Here is an 18,954-nt window from a genome sequence, read left to right as displayed (position 1 = left end):
TTACTCATCCTTTCTTTAACTTTTTCTGTAAGCGATACAATTCGTTCATCGCTTCTAAAGGTGTCATATCAAGTAAATCGATTTTTTTAATTTGCGCCAGTACTGCCGTTTCTTTTTGATCTAGCAGAGGCTTTTCTTGTTTCTTCGAAGACTGTTCTCCTCCAAAGAAAGATAGTTGCGATTCTTCTTCAGTCTCTACTTTCGTTTCCTGTATTTCTGCTATTTCTTCTTTTACAACTACAGGTTCTGGAGCAGCTTCTTTTACTTTCACTTCTACTCGCTTTGGAATAATAATTTCTTCCTGCCCTTCTAGCTGTGCTAACACTTCTTTCGCACGAGCGATTAAGCTATCTGGAAGCTCCGCAAGTTGCGCAACGTGAATTCCGTAACTTTTATCAGCTGCTCCATCTTGAATTTTATGAAGGAATACTACTTTTCCATTCTCTTCAATTGCTGAAACGTGTACATTTTTCAGTTGATTTAAACTCTCTTCTAACACCGTCAATTCGTGATAATGCGTAGAGAATAACGTTTTTGCACCAATTTGGTCATGAATATGTTCAATAATCGCTTGTGCAAGTGCCATACCATCATACGTAGATGTACCGCGTCCAATTTCATCGAATAAAATTAAACTTCTTTCTGATGCGTTTGCAATTGCATTTTTCGCTTCTAACATTTCGACCATAAATGTACTTTGACCTGAAATTAAATCATCCGCTGCACCAATTCTCGTAAAGATTTGGTCAAATACAGGTAATACTGCTTCTGTTGCTGGTACGAAACAACCGATTTGCGACATAACCGTTACAAGTGCTAATTGTCTCATATACGTACTTTTACCAGACATGTTCGGCCCTGTAATTAAAAAGACATCCATATTCTCTGGCATAATACAATCATTCGGTACATACAATTTCCCGTTCAATACTTTTTCAACAACAGGATGACGACCATCTTTAATAAAGATTTCGCGCTTCGTTGTCAGTACAGGTTTTACAAACTGTTCTTCTTCACTAACTGTCGCAAAACTTTGCAGTACGTCTAATTCACTAATTACTTTCGCTAAATGTTGTAATTTCGGAATAAATACTTTTACTTCTTCACGAAGTGCTGTAAATAAATCGTATTCTAGCTGTACAATTTTTTCTTCAGCTTCTAAGATTAACGTTTCTTTTTCTTTCAGTTCATCTGTAATGAAACGTTCAGCATTAGCAAGCGTCTGTTTACGCTCATAGCGACCTTCTGGAAGTGCTGCAAGATTCGCTTTCGTTACTTCAATGTAGTAACCGAAAATACGGTTGTATCCGATTTTTAATGATTTAATTCCGGTAATATCACGTTCTCTTTTTTCAAGCTCAGCAATCCACGTTTTCCCGTTTTTACTAACGTAACGATATTGATCAAGCTTGTCATTATAACCATCTTTAATAATATCTCCATCTTTAATCGAAAGCGGTGGGTTTTCTTGAATACTTCTTCCTAGTAATTCTGTTAAGCTTTCACATGGATCTGCACCTTGAATTAATCTCGATGCATAAGCGTTATCTAACAAACTAATTGCTTCTAAAATAGCTGGTACTTGAAGCAATGAACGTCTTAATTGTAATAAGTCTCTTGCATTTACGTTACCAAATGCAACTTTTCCTGCTAAGCGTTCTAAATCATATACTTCTTTTAACTTTTCCTTTAAATCTTCACGTAAGAAGTAATCATTTACAAACGTTTCAACCATTTCTAAACGCTCTTCAATTCTTTCTTTTTGTATAAGTGGACGTTCCATCCACTGTTTTAACATACGACCACCCATAGCTGTTTTCGTCTTGTCCAATAACCATAATAGTGATCCTGTTTTTTCTTTCGTTCGAAGTGTTTCTGTCAGTTCTAAATTTCGCTTTGAATGTACATCAATTTTCATAAATTGATTCGTATAATAAATTTCTACTGGTTGCAAATGATCTAAAGAACGTTTTTGCGTTCTTATTACATAGTTAAATAAACGTCCAACTACTTTAATTAATTTTGCTTGTGAAACATTTTTCACAAGATGTTCTAATCCTTCCGGAATTGCCGTTGCATCTTCATACGAAATCGTCATTTTCAATGTTTCAGTTAACTTGTTTAGTTCATCTTTAGAAAATGAAGAATCAACAACAATTTCTTTCGAACCAGTTGCATACACTTCTAATAAAATATCTTCTACTGAACCAGTCAATAACGTTACTGTATTTTGTCCAGTCGTTAAGTCGTTACAAGCTAATGCATATGATCCATCTTCAAAATGTGTTAATGCGGCTAAGAAGTTATTTTCTTTCTCATCAATTGTACGCCCTTCCATCATCGTTCCTGGCGTAATTAATTGTACTACTTCACGACGTACTACACCTTTAGCTGTTTTCGGATCTTCTACTTGCTCACAAACAGCTACTTTATATCCTTTTTCAACAAGTTGTTCAATATAGTTTTTAGCCGCATGATACGGTACACCGCACATTGGTATACGTTCACTACTACCGCCATCTCGGCTCGTTAATGTAATTTCAAGTTCATGAGCTGCTTTTACAGCATCCTCAAAGAACATTTCATAAAAATCGCCTAAGCGAAAAAATAAAAAGGCATCTTGATAATCTGCCTTAACCTTTAAATATTGCTGTATCATAGGCGTATATTGAGTCATACTTTTCCTCCATAATTCTTACATGATAATCTATTTTCATATATGTCGCATTTCACGGACACTCTTATCTCCTATTTCAGGAGTCTTTCTTCATTATAACATATTTCATAAAGAATCATGTTCATTCAGCCCCACTTATGTAAAGTAAAAAGCTAGGAAGAACTTCTCCCTAGCTTTCTATTACTCTTCTTCTGCATCAACTATAAAGTTCGGATCTAATTCTTCAAATTCATCATCAGCAATTTGGAAATCATCATCTGATTCTACGCAGCCTTCAGGATTTACACTTACACAAATTTTCGTTTCTCCAACTACTTCTGTTACAAATTCACGTTCTACAGTTACAACAATTTTATTACCATTTGGTGATACAAGTGCTTCTAAACAATTTGGCGGCTGAATAACACGAGCAATAATTTCTAAATCGTCACCAGAAAAGTTTTTATCACGATAACCAATACTTACTTCGTCCGTGTAGTTCACACGTTCTGTTACAACTTCAGTCTTTGTATTTCCATCAAATGAATACCAAGTGTTCACATCATAGAAACCTTCAATTTCCACATGTTTTCCATTCTTTCTTGCTTCGTACGAGTGGTTAATTACCCAGCACCCTAAAATACTTGTTGGCTCATTATTCGATTCACATGTATGCGTTGACTTTGTATACTTACGTCCTTTTCCAACCACTGCTTTTGTAATAATCTCTCTAAATTCGGACATTCGTAACCCTCCTCAATCACTATTCACTTAATCATATGCGTGACAATAGCGGAATGTGTCATTCTTTTTTTGAGAAGAACTTACGTTTAATCCACACAAAAAAAAGAGATGTCAATATGACATCTCTTTAACAACCACAATTTCCTTTTTTACTTTCTACCGCTGCGCCAGTTTCACCCTTTAGTACATCGCCACCAGTTGAAATTAATATTTCATCTGTTACATTGTTAGAAATTGTACTAGCAACTAACTGTAATAAGTCATTTACGTATGTTTGTGAAGATTTAAATTGTTGTACGACTGGAATACTGTCTAACTTATCTTGCAATGCATCAATTTCAGCTTCTACCTTTTTTAAAGCTTCCCATTTCCCGTAATGTTGCAAGTTTACTGCTTGTTTTTGCAGTGCTTTAATTTCATCGATTGCGCGCTTTACATTTTCATTTTTATGAATTTGCGCCTCTGCTTTCTTAAAAAAATCAACTTCTTCTGTTTCAGAAATCATTTTTGCTAATTCTTTCGCTTGTTCAACAATGTCATCTTTCGAATATACTTTCATCTATTATTTCACCTCAATCGGCTCTTCAACTAATTCCCCGTTAAGAGACCAAGTTTTTGCTTCCGTTATTTTCACTTTCACAAGCTGACCAATTAAAGATTTTGAAGCGACGAAGTTTACAAGTTTATTCGTACGAGTATAACCTGCAAGTACTTCCGGATTATTTTTACTTTCCCCATCAACTAACACTTCTACAATTTGACCTTTGTAACGACTATTCTTTTCAATTGCCAACGTATTTACTAGTGTATTTAAGCGCTGAAGACGTTCTTTCTTTACTTGCATCGGTACATTATCTTTCATTTTTGCAGCTGGTGTACCTTCGCGAGGAGAATAAATGAATGTAAAGGCAGTATCAAACCCTACTTCACGATATAACGACATCGTTTCTTCAAATTGCTCATCTGTTTCATTTGGAAAACCAACGATAATATCTGTTGTTAATACTACATCTGGAATTGCTTCTTTAATTTTTCTTACAAGTTCTAAATAATGCTCACGCGAATATTTACGTGCCATAATTTTCAGCATATCTGTACTTCCAGATTGAACTGGTAAATGGATATGTTCTACTAGGTTGCCACCTTTTCCAAGCACTTCAATTAAGTGATCATCGAAATCACGTGGATGGCTCGTTGTAAAACGAATACGGGCAATATCAACTTTACGAAGTTCGTCCATTAAATCGCCAAGACCGTATTCTATATCTTCAAAGTCTTTACCATATGCATTTACGTTTTGTCCAAGTAAAGTAATTTCTTTATAACCATTTGCAGCTAAATGACGAATCTCTTGGATAATATCTTCTGGACGTCTACTTCGCTCTTTTCCGCGTGTATACGGTACAATACAATACGTACAGAATTTATCACAGCCATACATAATATTTACCCACGCTTTAATATCACCACGACGTACTTTCGGAAGGTTTTCAATTACGTCACCTTCTTTTGACCAAACTTCAACTACCGTCTCTTTCGAGAACATCGCATCTTTTAGAATGTACGGTAATCTATGAATATTATGCGTTCCAAATACCATATCTACATGCTGATTTTTTTGCATAATTTTATTTACAACAGATTCCTCTTGAGACATACAACCACATACACCAATTAAAAGGTCTGGATTTCTTCGTTTGAGTGACTTTAAATGGCCTAGCTCACCAAACACCTTATTTTCAGCATTTTCACGAATTGCACAAGTGTTTAATAAAACTACATCTGCATCCTCAGTTGAAAAAGTTGGTTCATATCCAAGTGCTGTGAAAATACCTGCCATTACTTCCGTATCATGCTCATTCATTTGACAACCATATGTACGAATATAGAACTTTCTTCCTGTACCAAAATTGCGAAACTCTTCAGGTAAGCCAAAATCCCGTTCAATTTTAACTTCTTCTTTTCCACGCTTTTTCGCATCCTTTAAGGAAGGTGGTTGATATACACTTTCAAAGTATTTACTATAATCTTTCTCTTCTTTTTTCGTAGAGGAATTTGCTTGTTGACTTGCTAATCGTTGTTGCTCGTTCATCGGTAATCTCCTTTCACCCTTAACTATACACACTCTATAGTCCATTTTAATGCGCTTAGACTCACCTCAAAAATGGTTAGATAGCTTGAGAGATAACTTGTCCTTTGAAACTTGAGTAATCAATCTAATCATTCATAAGAATGAAGTCTTCCCCACGCAAATAGACATTCCCTTTTTATCATTTCTTGTTGTCCTACCCAAAAGCATATTGCTTTATCCCTATAAACATTACCATAGTATGACGTGTTTCGCCAATTTTAACAATACAAAGGCCTTTTATTACCTTACATTTCATAAGCAATGAACTTGCCATTTTCATACAACGATTTATATATTATTTTATCATTCTGAATTTTCTAAGTAAATAAGACTACCCTATATTTTTGTACATAAAAAAAGGTTGCCAAATCGGCAACCTTTTTTTCTTACATTACATAAATTCAGCAACAAGCTCATCAAACATTTTCTGATCCATATTTAAATCAGATTTCACTAAAGGCTCTTCACTATAGCCTTTAACAAGTTCTTGATATGATGGTTGCTTAGTATTTTGATAAATTAACCCTGTTACTAAACCGTTATTTTCCATTAAAGTTTGCATAGCCATCATGCGATTAGATGGATCATATCCCTCTACTGTGCTTAGTTTCGTTAAGTTCTCTTTAAACCAATCGTAAGTATTTACTTTATTGTAAGTAACACATGGGCTAAATACGTTAATTAATGAAAATCCTTTATGGTTAATACCAGCTTCAATAATTTGTGTTAATTCTTTTAAATCACTCGAAAAGCTTTGCGCCACAAATGTCGCACCAGCTGTTAAGGCCATTTCCATTACATTTAGTGATGGTTCAATTGAACCTTGTGGTGTGCTTTTCGTTTTAAATCCAGCTTCACTACGTGGTGAAGTTTGCCCTTTTGTTAATCCATAAATTTGGTTATCCATTACGATGTACGTAATGTCGATATTACGACGAATAGAATGGATTGTATGTCCCATACCAATCGCAAATCCATCACCGTCACCACCTGAAGCGATAACTGTTAAATCACGATTTGCCATTTTCACACCTTGTGCAATCGGAAGGGCACGACCATGAATACTATGCACACCATATGAATTAATATAACCTGAAATACGGCCTGAACAGCCGATACCAGAAATAACAGCAAGTTCATCTGGATTTAGGCCAACGTTAGCTGCCGCACGTTGAATTGCAGCTTGCACTGAGAAGTCTCCGCAACCTGGGCACCAGTTTGGCTTTACACTGTTACGAAAGTCCTTAAATGTTGCCATTTAATACAACCCCTTTTTTGCATTCGTTGTAAATCTCTTTCGGCAAGAATGGGTTTCCATCATATTTTAAAAGACTAGAAATTTTCTCACCATTACCAAGATTCATTTTCATAATGTTAGCAAGCTGACCTGTTGCATTGTTTTCTACTACTACAACACGCTTCGCCTTTTTCACAAGTGGATCGATTTCAGCTGTTGGGAACGGGTGAATTAAACGCACATGAGCATGGTTTACTTTCATACCCTCTTGTTCTAAACGCGTCATTGCCTCTTCGATCGCACCACGAGTTGAGTTAAATCCAACAAGCAATACGTCTGCTTCTTCATGCTTAACATTTTTATAAACAGGGGTATTAAACTTCAAGTTCTCCATTTTACGGAAACGTTTGTCCATTTGATCTTTACGGTTTATTGCTGATTCCGATGGTTTTCCAGTTTCATCATGTTCTACACCTGTAACATGGTGAACACCATTTTTCATACCAGGTAAAACACGTGGTGAAACGCCGTCTTCTGTTACTTCATAACGCTTGAAGTATGCTTTATTTTCACGTTCTGGTAATTCTGCTTCTAAATCAAGCTTACCACGACGAATTTCCACTTTATCTAATTTAAGTGGTTCTACTGTTTGTTTTCCTAACGAAAGCTGTAAATCTGTTAAGAAAATAACAGGAACTTGATATTCTTCAGATAAGTTAAATGCTTCTACAATGTCATAGAAAGCTTCTTCAACTGTACTTGGCGCCATTACGATTTTTGGAATTTCACCATGCGTACCGTAAATCATCGCCATTAAGTCAGACTGTTCTTGTTTCGTTGGTAATCCTGTACTTGGGCCGCCACGTTGTGTATCAACAATTACTAATGGGGTTTCTGTAATACCTGCTAAACCGATTGCTTCCATCATTAATGAAAGACCAGGACCAGCAGATGCCGTTAATGTACGAACACCAGCATAGTTTGCACCGATTGCCATTGTACAAGCTGCGATTTCATCCTCAGTTTGGATTACTGTTCCGCCGACTTTCGGTAATTTTTTAATTAAGTATTCCATAATTTCTGATGCAGGTGTGATTGGGTATGCTGACATAAAACGAGCACCACCAGCTACCGCACCAAATGCGATTGCATCGTTTCCAATCATAAACATGCGTTTTTTACCATCAGCTTTTTCAAGCTGCATCATGTTTACTTTCTCACCTAGTAATTCTTTCATATATTGAGAGCCGCGTTTAATTGCGTCCATATTCTTTTGAACGACTTGCTCTCCTTTACGACCAAAGATTTCTTCAACAACATCTAAATAAGCTGTTTCATCTAATCCTAATACTGCACTTGATGCTCCTACAGCAACCATGTTTTTCATTAATGATGTGCCTAATTCTGAAGCAATATCTGTAAACGGTATCACATATAGATTTACATCTGTATTGTCAGGTATTGTTGGATTAAATTTCGCATCTGCAACTACAATTCCACCTGGACGTAGTTCGTGGAAATTAAAATCAATTGTTTCTTGGTCAAAAGCAATTAAAATATCTAAATCATCTGAGATCGCTCGTACTTCTGTTGTACTTACACGAATTTTATTATTTGTATGGCCGCCTTTTATACGTGATGAGAAGTGGCGGTAACCGTATAGGTAATATCCTAATCGGTTTAATGCAATACAGAAGATTTCTCCTGTACTTTCAATTCCTTCACCTTGTTGGCCTCCAACTTTCCATGAAAGTTGACTAATCATCTCCTACACCCCTTTTGGCTGCATTCATTGTAGTGTATTTTTTTACAGTAATAGTTTAGCATTTTTTATGCAAATAAACTACAACGGACGCAAATTATGCCTCTTCTGATTTCCCTGAATCTTTAGTATAAAGCTATTTTGTTTTTCATTCTAGTATTAGGTCTTAAAAAAAGCAATAAAATCAAAAACTTAAAAACTTATATGTTCAACAAAATTATTATATAAAAATCGTTCTACAGTTGATGCAGCATAGTGTTTACAAAGCTCATTCATTACATTTTCATAATCTCGATAAGCTGATACATTTACAACTGTATCTACAATCCCATCAAAATCTGAACCAAACCCTATATTGTTTTCTCCACCTAGCGAACAAATATATTCGATATGTTTTATTATATCTATTATATTTGCTTGCCTTTCGCTTGTTAGAAATTGCGGTACAAAAGTGACACCGATCATGCCACTTTTCTTTATAAGAGCTTTAAGTTGTTCATCATTCAAATTACGTGGGTGCTCGCAAAGTTTCATACAATTTGAGTGGGAAGCAATAGGATTTTTTGCAATCTCTATAACATCCCAAAAACTTCTTTCATTCAAATGAGACACATCAGTCCATACATGTAACGTATTCAGTTCTTGTACAACATGTTTACCAAAAGTCGTTAAACCCGCCCCACGTGTCTCTAGCGCACCATCAGCTAAGAGATTGGCATAATTCCATGTTAGTCCAAAAGAACGTACTCCTAGGCGATACAACAACCGTAATTTCATTGCATCTTTTCCAATTGTTTCGCATCCTTCTATTGTTAATATCGCTCCAATCTCGTCCTGTTTTAATATGTTAATATCATCTTTTGTCTGAATAAACTTCACACCTGGTAGGGATAAAATTTCATTATAAAAAATATCTACCATTTGTAATGCTACTTCAAATCGGTTTTCATATGCCACTGTTTCTGGTACATATATAGCAAAACATTGTATACTTCCTTTTCTTCTCTTTAACTGTTCAAATGTAATATGTAATTGTGAATCATCTTTAAAATTCCTTTTCCCTTGTGCACTCCATAACTGAAGAAGCACGTCACAATGAGCATCAAAAATTTTCATTTTCATTCCTCCATTATAAAAACAACCTGTTTGCATACTGCAAACAGGTTGTTTAAACTTAACGAGGTTCTACAATTAATTTTATTGCTGTACGCTCTTCGCCATCAATCATAATATCTGTAAACGCTGGGATACAAATCAGGTCCAAACCACTAGGCGCTACAAATCCTCTTGCGATTGCTACTGCCTTTACAGCTTGGTTCAATGCACCTGCACCAATAGCTTGAATTTCTGCTGTTCCGCGTTCGCGAATAACACCTGCAAGTGCACCAGCTACAGAATTAGGGACCGACGTTGCTTTAACTTTTAATATTTCCATTCCGCGTTTCCTCCTCGTTTCTTTAAAAAGTATTAGCAATTATTTCACTTTAACTTATATTCACGAGGAATGGCGCGTATTCCTGCTAAATTTTCGTAATTTTTCTAAAAAATTAAAATATAATAACTTATCTAAAATTTAACGGAAATTTACTCAAAAAACGGTTGATCGTCATTAATTAAAATACGTTCAATTTTCTTTGCTTTTCCTGTATTTGGATCCACATCAATTAACACTGCGCTTAATTGCGTTCTACCATTTGTTACTTCAAATCGTACTGGTAAGTTTGTTAAAAACTTCTTCAATACTGCTTCTCTGTCCATACCTAATATTCCGTCATACGGCCCTGTCATCCCAACATCTGTAATGTATGCCGTTCCGCTTGGTAAAATACGGTTATCCGCTGTAGGGACATGCGTATGCGTACCTACTACTGCTGTAGCACGTCCATCTACATACCAACCTAGCGCTTGTTTTTCACTTGTAGTCTCCGCATGGAAATCAACAAATATAATATTCGTACGTTTTTTCGCAATATTAATTAATTCATCCACTTTACGGAATGGACAATCAATTGGAGGAAGGAAAGTACGTCCTTGTAAATTAATAACTGCAACTTCTGTTCCATTACAGTTCACAAAGATAAGTCCTTTTCCTGGAGTTCCTTCTGGGAAGTTAGCTGGTCTTGCAAGATATTTTGCATCATCGATGAATTCAAATACTTCACGATTATCCCAAGCGTGGTTTCCAAGTGTAACTGCCTGCGCCCCACACTCTAAAAAGTTTCGATATATTTTTTCTGTAATCCCACGGCCACCTGCTGCATTTTCTCCATTAATGATTGTTACTGTAGGTGTATATTTTTTCTTTAATGCCGGTACGTATTGTTGAATCATACCTCTACCAGGAGATCCTACTACATCCCCAACAAATAATATTCTCATATGTCTTACCCTTTCTATGTACTGCATTTTTTATTGCTATAGCATCAAGTAAATTCCTTATAATATCTTTATTATAAGTTTGTTTCACTTTTATGCTATATAGCTAACTGTCTTTATTTTATCCAATTCCAACACAAAAAAATAAAGTGGTGTTTCACCACTTTATTTTGCGTATTCCACTGCACGTGTTTCACGAATAACAGTTACTTTAATATGTCCTGGGTAATCCAGTTCATTTTCAATACGTTTTCGGATATCACGAGCTAAACGATGAGCTTCTAAGTCATCGATTGTATCTGGTTTTACCAAAATACGAACTTCACGTCCTGCTTGAATTGCAAATGATTTTTCAACGCCTTCATAAGACTCTGAAATCTCTTCTAACTTTTCAAGACGACGAATATAGTTTTCAAGTGTTTCACTACGAGCTCCCGGTCTTGCAGCTGATAAAGCATCTGCTGCTGCAACTAAAACTGCAATGATAGAAGTTGGTTCTGTGTCACCATGGTGAGATGCAATACTGTTTATAACTACAGGATGCTCTTTATATTTCGTTGCAAGTTCAACACCAATTTCAACGTGGCTTCCTTCTACTTCATGGTCAATCGCTTTTCCGATATCATGTAATAGACCTGCACGTCTTGCTAGTTTTTCATCCTCGCCAAGCTCTGCCGCCATAAGTCCAGTTAAATATGCAACTTCCATAGAGTGTTTTAAGACGTTTTGACCATAACTTGTACGGTATTTTAAACGACCTAAAATTTTAATTAAATCTGGATGTAATCCGTGAACACCTACTTCAAACGTTGTTTGCTCTCCGACTTCGCGAATATACTCGTCCACTTCACGTCTTGATTTTTCGACCATCTCTTCAATACGCGCTGGGTGAATACGTCCGTCCTGTACTAGTTTATCAAGAGCGATACGAGCTGTTTCACGACGAATTGGGTCGAATCCAGAAAGGATTACCGCCTCTGGTGTATCATCGATAATTAAGTCAATACCCGTTAACGTTTCTAACGTACGAATATTACGACCTTCACGCCCGATAATACGTCCCTTCATTTCGTCATTTGGAAGATTTACAACCGAAACGGTTGTTTCAGCAACATGATCAGCTGCACATCTTTGCATTGCAAGAGATAAAATCTCTTTTGCTTTCTTATCCGCTTCTTCTTTCGCGCGAACTTCACTTTCTTTTACCATAACAGCGATTTCATGAGAAACTTCACTTTCTACTTTACCAAGAATAATTGCTTTCGCTTGTTCGCGTGTCAGATTGGAAATGCGCTCTAATTCTGTTTGTTGCTTTTGAACTAACTCTCCCACTTTGCTTTCCAACTCTTCAATCTGTTGTTGTCTCGCTACAAGAGATTCCTCTTTCTTCTCTAACTGTTGCTCGCGTTTATCGAGCGTTTCGTCTTTACGATCAAGGTTCTCTTCTTTTTGCATTAAACGATTTTCTTGTTTTTGTAATTCGCTTCTACGGTCACGAATTTCTAATTCAGCTTCTGTACGAAGTGTATGAATTTCATCCTTTGCTTCTAAAAGCGCTTCTTTCTTAAGTGCTTCAGCATCACGATTCGCTTCGTCTAAAATACGTCTCGCTTCATTAGCTGCACCATTAATCTTCGCTTCAGCAATAGACTTTCGAACAAAAAAGCCAACAACTGCACCGACTGTTGCAAGCAAAATGGAGATGAGTATCCAAACTGTACTCGTCATGATTTCACCTCCCCTTGCTATGAATGAAAAAAGACTGTCGGCATGTACATTGAATTACAACATACAGCAAAGACCGTCGTCCCGCTTTTTTAAGGGACTTTCTTCATTTCACAATTAAAATGTCATATTATTATTTCGGTAAGATTTAAACCTTACTCCGAATATTACTTCTCTTCTTGAGAAGAGTATATTGTATATAAGAAAAAATATACATTCTCATTGTATCTATCGTAATTTTCATTGTCAAGCGTTGTCTACTTTTACTTTCTTTACCTTCAGCCTTGAATGTGACCTAAATTTAAAAAGTAAGGAGCCTACTATACTGGAAAACCTTAGTAATTCCCATTTCTTTTCCTTAAAATATTTAAATATCCTTCTTTACACAACCCATTTGAAGTAAAAAAATATTTTTATCTATAGTATTATGCTCCTTAATAGTAGATAAAAAAATAAAAGACACGAGGCCGTGTCTTTTATTTTTTTAATCAAGAAGAGTTGAATCTTCTGCGCCCTCAGCACCAGAATCTTCACTAATTCCGTGATGCTCACGAATAAAGAAGGCAATTTCTTCTCTTAAATCTGTATTTTCTTTTAAGAACTGCTTCGAATTTTCACGACCTTGTCCTAGGCGTTCTTCATTATAAGAATACCAAGCACCGCTCTTTTGAACGATATCAAGCTCAGAAGCCATATCCAAGATTTCACCTTCTCTTGAAATACCTTCTCCGTACATAATATCAACTTCCGCAACACGGAATGGTGGTGCTACTTTATTTTTCACTACTTTTACTTTTGTTTTATTACCAACGATGTCGTTACCTTGCTTTAATTGCTCCGCACGACGCACTTCAAGACGGACAGTTGAATAGAATTTCAACGCACGACCACCTGGAGTTGTTTCTGGCACTATCTATAGATTTTCCATCTCTATAGTCTGGACTATCTCTTCATCTCTTTACAGAGAGCCTTGCACTTCCAGCAGTAGCCTATCATCTGCCGTACCCTACTCAGTTAACTAAAAGTCCTTTTCGGTAGTCTCTACACCTTCCCCATATCACTATGGAGCTTGGCACGGTATTACCCTAAATAATGGTGGGCTTCACCGTTAGCAACTATATGGATAGTTACACCCTTAGGCAATAAGGTTCACAAGGTTTTTTAACATGCTATCACTAGCAAGGGAAACCCATGGTAAACTCCTTAATCTTTTGTAAGACTTTTTCTTTATTTGCTAACTCTTCTTCATGTATAACAAGATATTTATAGCAGCTCTCTTCCATAAATAAAAGTTTTCTTTTATCTCGTTCTTTTATCTTTTTGAGTGAGTGTGCCCATTTCCCATGGACATCTAAACAATATTTTCTACCTAAGTAGAAATCAATAGACCACTTATCGATTCTTTTTTGCTTAATGAACGCCAGATCTAAACTTAACAACATCTGTTCAACCTGTTGTTCCAGTAAAGTATCATAATTTTTCTTTCTGACCTTTACATTAAGCTCTTTTCTCCTCTTAGCAACACATGTATCGGATACGCCATACTTAATAGCAATTTCAACATGTGATAAATATGGATTTTTCAATTCTTGTTCAACTTCTGCGGTTTTAGGCAAGTAAATCTTTCTATGTCTGGTTCTTTTAATTCCGAGTAACTTTAATATTTCACCTACTCGCCTTTCATCAAGATTAATTTCTTTACCTATATCTTTCAATTTTCTATCCGCATGTTTCACAATAAAATCCACTTGCCATTGTTCTATGTTTCGATAAGTTCTATTTCCAATTGTCACTGCCACTTTAATCTCTCCCTATAAGAAATCCCTTATAAAGACTTAGTCGAAGAAGACAAATAAAGACTCAAGTACATCACTTTGATTAAGCAACTTGTAGTTGATTTCCGAACATAACCCCAACTTTTTCACGAATTTGGTTAATAAAGATTGCAATTGTTTTTGATTTGTTGATTGCTCCTGAAAGCTTACGAAGTGCTTGTGACATTAAACGTGCTTGTAAACCTACGTGTGAGTCACCCATATCGCCTTCAATCTCTGCTTTCGGTACAAGAGCTGCTACAGAGTCAATTACGATAATGTCAACCGCACCACTTCGTACAAGTGCTTCCGCGATTTCCAATCCTTGCTCCCCTGTATCAGGCTGTGATAATAGTAATTCATCTATGTTAACGCCTAATTTTTGTGCATATACAGGATCCATTGCGTGCTCCGCATCAATGAATGCTGCTTGTCCACCTTGACGTTGTACTTCTGCAATTGCATGTAATGAAACTGTCGTTTTACCTGAACTTTCAGGTCCGTAAATTTCGATAATACGGCCACGTGGATATCCGCCTACTCCTAGTGCCACATCAAGTGCTAAAGAACCACTAGAAACCGTAGAAACTCTACGCTCCGCTTGTTCTCCTAATTTCATAATTGAACCTTTACCGAATTGCTTCTCTATTTGTTTTAACGCCATATCTAACGCTGCTTGACGATCACTCATTCAAAATTCCTCCTTAACTGAATTGCTAATCTTATTATACCTATTTTCAATTCAATTTGCCAACAAAAATCGAACATTTATTCGATTTTTTTATTTTCTATCAAATAATATCTAAATTTAACCGTAAAAAAAACTAGAAGAAACTTATATCTCTTCTAGCTTTTTATATAAATGATAAAATCCATATTTTGCTGTTCGTTCTCTAATTTGTTGACGACTTCCGCTTAAATTAAGAGGAAAGACTACAGTTGGTTCATCCTTAATCGAAAGCCCAACAAATACTGTTCCTGGTTCTTTCTGTTCTGAAGCATCTGGCCCTGCTACCCCAGTGAAACTAATTCCGATATCCGCTTTTAATACATCCTTAACATTTTCAGCAAGATAACGAGCACATTCTTTACTAACTGCACCATCAGTATGCAACACTTCTTCAGGCACACGTAAAACATGTTGCTTCACATCATTATGATAACAAATGACACCGCCTTTAAACACAGAAGAAACACCAGCGTTTTCAGTTACTTGATTTCCAAAAAGACCACCTGTTAAACTTTCTGCACACGCTAAAGTTAACCCTTTTCTCTTCAATAACTCGATTGCCTTATAATGCAAAAATTCTTGGTCATATCCGTAGAAAAATTCTCCTACTCTTTCTAAAATCAAATCTTCCACATGTTGAATTAATTTCTCCGCTTCGCTAACATTTTGGTGCTTAGCGGTTAAACGTAATGTCACTTCTCCATCATTTGCTAACGGGGCGATTGTTGGGTTTGTTTGTCCATCAATTAAATCTTGCACTTTCACCTCTAATTGGGACTCCCCAATACCGAAGAAACGAAGCACACGAGAATAAATGTTTTCTCCTGTTGTAAAATTACGTAAAAAAGGCTCTACGTAACTTACATACATTGGTTTCATTTCTTTTGGCGGCCCTGGTAATAAAATATAAACTTTTCCGTTCTTATTTACCCCCATACCAGGCGCCATACCGTGGTCATTTGCAAATACTGTTGCTCCATTTAAAACGAGCGCTTGCTTTTTATTATTCTCCGTAAATTCACGGCCTGTACGCTTAAAGTAATTACTTATTAAGGCTAATGCCTTTTCATCATACACAAGCTCTTCATCTAAACTAGCAGCTATCGTTTCTTTCGTTAAATCATCTTTTGTTGGTCCTAATCCACCTGTAAAAATAAGTATATCAGCACGTTCTTCCGCAGCTTCAATCGCCTTTTGCAATCGCTTATTATTATCACCAACAACAGTATGATAGTACACGTTAATTCCGATTGAAGCTAACTTTTCAGATAAAAACTGGGCATTTGTATTTGCAATTTGTCCAAGTAATAATTCAGTTCCAACCGCAATAATCTCAGCATTCATCCCAATTCCCCCATAAACTTCTATTTTGAGTTTACAAAAGCAGCTCTATTTTTCCAGAAATAATCCCATCCTGAAATAACAGTAAAGATTAATGCAATCCATATGAAGATATCTGCAACTGGAATATGGATTAAATTTAAAGGTACATCGTGTAATAAATATGCTGCAATTGCAATAATTTGTGTCCACGTCTTAATTTTTCCTAGCTGGTTTGCTGCAACTACTTCCCCTGTTCCAGCAAGTACAAGACGTAAACCTGTTACCGCAAACTCACGACTGATAATTACAATAACAATCCAAGCCGGTACATATTGCATCTCTACCAATGTAATAAGTGCTGCCGAAACAAGCAATTTATCAGCTAACGGGTCAAGAAACTTCCCTAAATTCGTTACAAGATTATACTTTCTTGCGTAATGTCCATCAATCCAATCTGTAGCTGAAGCAATGATAAAGATAAGTGCCCCCACTAAATGTTGAATTGGCAAATCAACATCACCAATTTTGTATGAACCCCAATCAAAGGGCGCTAACATAATTACCATAAAAATTGGAATTAAGAAGATTCTAGATATTGTAATTTTATTTGGTAAATTCACAGCTATTCCTCCATCATATCAAAAACATTTGTTCATCGAAAAAAAGTCATCGAAGCGATGACTGTTATTGTGCTGGTTGCTCTATCCCTTGGTTTTTAATCACCAATCTTTGGTGATATTCTTTTTGTGGATCTAACGGGAAAGCAAGCACTTGGCCATTCAGTTTAATTTCAACATTCGGTGCACTTCCAATATTAAGTCGTACTTCTTTTAATGTTGATACATCGCGTTTCTCTGTTTGACCGCTTTGTACTGTAGTGTTTAGAATTTCGTTACCCGCATCATCCTTAACATCTACATAACTTGTACCCTTAGCTGAAATTTCCAGTTCTAATGTTTTATTATTATGAATTTCCAAAGTAGATACCTTTCCAGTTGTTCCAACTACTTTCACTTCTTGCTGTCCAGTTGGTTGTGCTGGTTGCTCCTCTTTCTTTGGTTCTTCTTTCTTTGGTTCCTCTTTTTTTGGCTCTTCCGCTTTCACTTCATCTTTCTTCGTATCTAACGGAGAATCTTTCGCTTTTTGAACTTCAATTTTCTCACTTTGAGCGCTTGGAACTTTTTCATCATCTTTTCCAGTTAACGCTTGAAACACAAACCAGATTACCACTCCAACTGCGATGACTAACAGCGCAACTAAGATTTTCGGCATGTGATCTGCAATTGGCCATGATGAAGATTTTTGCATTGTTTCTTGTGTTTTTTGTCCCGTTGATACTTGTGGAACTTCACGCTTTTCAGATTGTGGTATCGTACTCTGATGTTCTACGAGCAGTTCCTCTCCATTTAATCCAACCGCATCTGCGTATTGTTTAATGAATGCACGCGCATAAAAAGCTCCTGGCAATACATCATAATTGCCTTCTTCAATTGCCACTAAATGGCGTTTTTGAATTTTTGTAATCTCATGCAGCTGATCAATAGTCAAGCCTTTCGCTTCTCTTGCTTCTTTCAGCTTTTGTCCCAATTCCGTCACTACTAACACCTCAATATTTCTTTAAAAGTCAAACATAGAGAAATTATTTTGCGTACCTTGCTCAATTTCATCTACTAAATTATATTGAATTTCTTCATCATAATCGTTACGCAACTCGATAATATAATCAAAATCATCCAATGTGTATTCTGACTGACTCACAAATACATCAGGATGTTCCACAACTTTCGTTGCAGGCAATCTCATAATTTCACGAACGAGCTGCCAATGTCTTTCGTTAGCACGCTTCGTTGACACAATTCCATCTAGGATGAAAATATTGTCATCGCTATACTCATCTTCAATTAATTGACTGCGAACAGTTTGCTTAATAAGAGTAGATGATACAAATAACCACCTTTTATTTGCACAAACACTTGCAGCAACAATGGATTCTGTTTTTCCGACACGAGGCATTCCACGTATCCCAATTAGTTTATGGCCTTCTTTTTTCATGATTTCTGCCATAAAGTCTACAAGTAAGCCTAATTCATCACGCACAAATCGAAATGTTTTCTTATCATCTGCATCTCGTTGTATGTACCTACCATGCCTAACCGCTAGCTTATCTCTTAGCTTGGGCGGACGATATTTCGTTACCGTTATGTTATCCATCGTATTTAAAATTGATTCAAGTCTAGAGATTTGCTCTTGATTATCACACATAAGAAGTAACCCACGTCGTGCATTATCTACACCATTAATTGTGACAATATTAATGCCGAGCATACCGATTAACGAAGAAACGTCACCAAGCAAGCCAGGTCGGTTTTTATGTATTTCATATTCAAAATACCATTCAATCATCCAAGATCACTCCCCTTGCTTACTTTACACCTACGTACTATATTATATGATTT

15 protein-coding genes and 2 pseudogenes are annotated in these 18,954 nt (G+C 36.3%); all 17 read right to left on the bottom strand.

Annotated features, from left to right (window positions below):
* Nucleotides 1-4: 4 nt before the first annotated feature.
* The 17 genes and pseudogenes from mutS to AC22L0_RS17820 all read right to left on the bottom strand — a co-directional run bounded on the left by mutS (nt 5) and on the right by AC22L0_RS17820 (nt 18,901).
* Nucleotides 5-2,677 carry a DNA mismatch repair protein MutS gene (gene mutS / locus AC22L0_RS17900; protein ID WP_087967637.1) on the bottom strand — a complete coding sequence of 891 codons (2,673 nt, stop codon included), beginning with the start codon at nt 2,675-2,677 and terminating at the stop codon, nt 5-7.
* Nucleotides 2,678-2,857: 180 nt separating this feature from the next.
* On the bottom strand, nt 2,858-3,400 hold the full coding sequence (gene cotE, locus AC22L0_RS17895; RefSeq protein WP_001288799.1) for an outer spore coat protein CotE: 543 nt from the start codon (nt 3,398-3,400) through the stop codon (nt 2,858-2,860).
* Between the two features lie 127 nt (nt 3,401-3,527).
* Complete coding sequence (locus AC22L0_RS17890) at nt 3,528-3,959, bottom strand: YlbF/YmcA family competence regulator (protein WP_000870461.1); 432 nt, start codon at nt 3,957-3,959, stop codon at nt 3,528-3,530.
* Between the two features lie 3 nt (nt 3,960-3,962).
* Nucleotides 3,963-5,492: a tRNA (N6-isopentenyl adenosine(37)-C2)-methylthiotransferase MiaB gene (gene miaB, locus AC22L0_RS17885; protein WP_001005389.1), complete on the bottom strand. Its 1,530-nt coding sequence runs from the start codon at nt 5,490-5,492 to the stop codon at nt 3,963-3,965.
* A 430-nt stretch (nt 5,493-5,922) separates the two neighbouring features.
* On the bottom strand, nt 5,923-6,789 hold the full coding sequence (locus AC22L0_RS17880) for a 2-oxoacid:ferredoxin oxidoreductase subunit beta (protein WP_000190155.1): 867 nt from the start codon (nt 6,787-6,789) through the stop codon (nt 5,923-5,925).
* A complete protein-coding gene (locus AC22L0_RS17875) occupies nt 6,776-8,533 on the bottom strand; it encodes a 2-oxoacid:acceptor oxidoreductase subunit alpha (RefSeq protein ID WP_000625417.1) in 1,758 nt (585 codons plus the stop codon). Before AC22L0_RS17875 ends, AC22L0_RS17880 begins: the two co-directional genes overlap by 14 nt.
* 189 nt (nt 8,534-8,722) lie before the next feature.
* Nucleotides 8,723-9,646: a dipeptidase gene (locus tag AC22L0_RS17870; RefSeq protein WP_087967635.1), complete on the bottom strand. Its 924-nt coding sequence runs from the start codon at nt 9,644-9,646 to the stop codon at nt 8,723-8,725.
* Between the two features lie 58 nt (nt 9,647-9,704).
* Nucleotides 9,705-9,965, bottom strand: coding sequence for a stage V sporulation protein SpoVS (gene spoVS / locus AC22L0_RS17865; RefSeq protein WP_000404341.1), 261 nt, complete (start codon nt 9,963-9,965; stop codon nt 9,705-9,707).
* A gap of 149 nt (nt 9,966-10,114) precedes the next feature.
* Nucleotides 10,115-10,909, bottom strand: coding sequence for a TIGR00282 family metallophosphoesterase (locus AC22L0_RS17860; protein ID WP_001221095.1), 795 nt, complete (start codon nt 10,907-10,909; stop codon nt 10,115-10,117).
* 162 nt (nt 10,910-11,071) lie between these two features.
* Entirely contained in the window at nt 11,072-12,634 is a 1,563-nt protein-coding gene (gene rny / locus AC22L0_RS17855) for a ribonuclease Y (RefSeq protein WP_000204911.1), read from the bottom strand.
* 481 nt (nt 12,635-13,115) lie between these two features.
* Nucleotides 13,116-13,538 (bottom strand): annotated as a pseudogene (locus tag AC22L0_RS17850) (recombinase RecA family protein); the annotation flags it as partial.
* Between the two features lie 268 nt (nt 13,539-13,806).
* Nucleotides 13,807-14,430, bottom strand: a complete 624-nt coding sequence (locus AC22L0_RS17845; protein ID WP_087967633.1) for a PDDEXK family nuclease — start codon at nt 14,428-14,430, stop codon at nt 13,807-13,809.
* Nucleotides 14,431-14,527: 97 nt separating this feature from the next.
* Nucleotides 14,528-15,136, bottom strand: a pseudogene (recA, locus tag AC22L0_RS17840) (recombinase RecA); the annotation flags it as partial.
* Between the two features lie 144 nt (nt 15,137-15,280).
* On the bottom strand, nt 15,281-16,519 hold the full coding sequence (gene cinA, locus AC22L0_RS17835) for a competence/damage-inducible protein CinA (RefSeq protein ID WP_000990688.1): 1,239 nt from the start codon (nt 16,517-16,519) through the stop codon (nt 15,281-15,283).
* A 20-nt stretch (nt 16,520-16,539) separates the two neighbouring features.
* Nucleotides 16,540-17,118: a CDP-diacylglycerol--glycerol-3-phosphate 3-phosphatidyltransferase gene (gene pgsA / locus AC22L0_RS17830; protein ID WP_001052967.1), complete on the bottom strand. Its 579-nt coding sequence runs from the start codon at nt 17,116-17,118 to the stop codon at nt 16,540-16,542.
* Between the two features lie 64 nt (nt 17,119-17,182).
* Nucleotides 17,183-18,094: a helix-turn-helix domain-containing protein gene (locus AC22L0_RS17825; protein ID WP_000137476.1), complete on the bottom strand. Its 912-nt coding sequence runs from the start codon at nt 18,092-18,094 to the stop codon at nt 17,183-17,185.
* A 21-nt stretch (nt 18,095-18,115) separates the two neighbouring features.
* Complete coding sequence (locus tag AC22L0_RS17820) at nt 18,116-18,901, bottom strand: DUF3388 domain-containing protein (protein WP_000574107.1); 786 nt, start codon at nt 18,899-18,901, stop codon at nt 18,116-18,118.
* Between the last annotated feature and the right edge of the window lie 53 nt (nt 18,902-18,954).

This window comes from Bacillus sp. LQ01 (assembly GCF_057624735.1).
The sequence above is the reverse complement of the archived record's forward strand: the minus strand, read 5'-3'. Positions and strand labels throughout refer to the sequence as shown.

Bases quoted from the DNA above. Each gene is read 5' to 3' on its own strand.
- mutS (WP_087967637.1), bottom strand. From the start codon at position 2,677: ATGACTCAATATACGCCTATGATACAGCAATATTTAAAGGTTAAGGCA.
- cotE (WP_001288799.1), bottom strand. From the start codon at position 3,400: ATGTCCGAATTTAGAGAGATTATTACAAAAGCAGTGGTTGGAAAAGGA.
- AC22L0_RS17890 (WP_000870461.1), bottom strand. From the start codon at position 3,959: ATGAAAGTATATTCGAAAGATGACATTGTTGAACAAGCGAAAGAATTA.
- miaB (WP_001005389.1), bottom strand. From the start codon at position 5,492: ATGAACGAGCAACAACGATTAGCAAGTCAACAAGCAAATTCCTCTACG.
- AC22L0_RS17880 (WP_000190155.1), bottom strand. From the start codon at position 6,789: ATGGCAACATTTAAGGACTTTCGTAACAGTGTAAAGCCAAACTGGTGC.
- AC22L0_RS17875 (WP_000625417.1), bottom strand. From the start codon at position 8,533: ATGATTAGTCAACTTTCATGGAAAGTTGGAGGCCAACAAGGTGAAGGA.
- AC22L0_RS17870 (WP_087967635.1), bottom strand. From the start codon at position 9,646: ATGAAAATTTTTGATGCTCATTGTGACGTGCTTCTTCAGTTATGGAGT.
- spoVS (WP_000404341.1), bottom strand. From the start codon at position 9,965: ATGGAAATATTAAAAGTTAAAGCAACGTCGGTCCCTAATTCTGTAGCT.
- AC22L0_RS17860 (WP_001221095.1), bottom strand. From the start codon at position 10,909: ATGAGAATATTATTTGTTGGGGATGTAGTAGGATCTCCTGGTAGAGGT.
- rny (WP_000204911.1), bottom strand. From the start codon at position 12,634: ATGACGAGTACAGTTTGGATACTCATCTCCATTTTGCTTGCAACAGTC.
- cinA (WP_000990688.1), bottom strand. From the start codon at position 16,519: ATGAATGCTGAGATTATTGCGGTTGGAACTGAATTATTACTTGGACAA.
- AC22L0_RS17820 (WP_000574107.1), bottom strand. From the start codon at position 18,901: ATGATTGAATGGTATTTTGAATATGAAATACATAAAAACCGACCTGGC.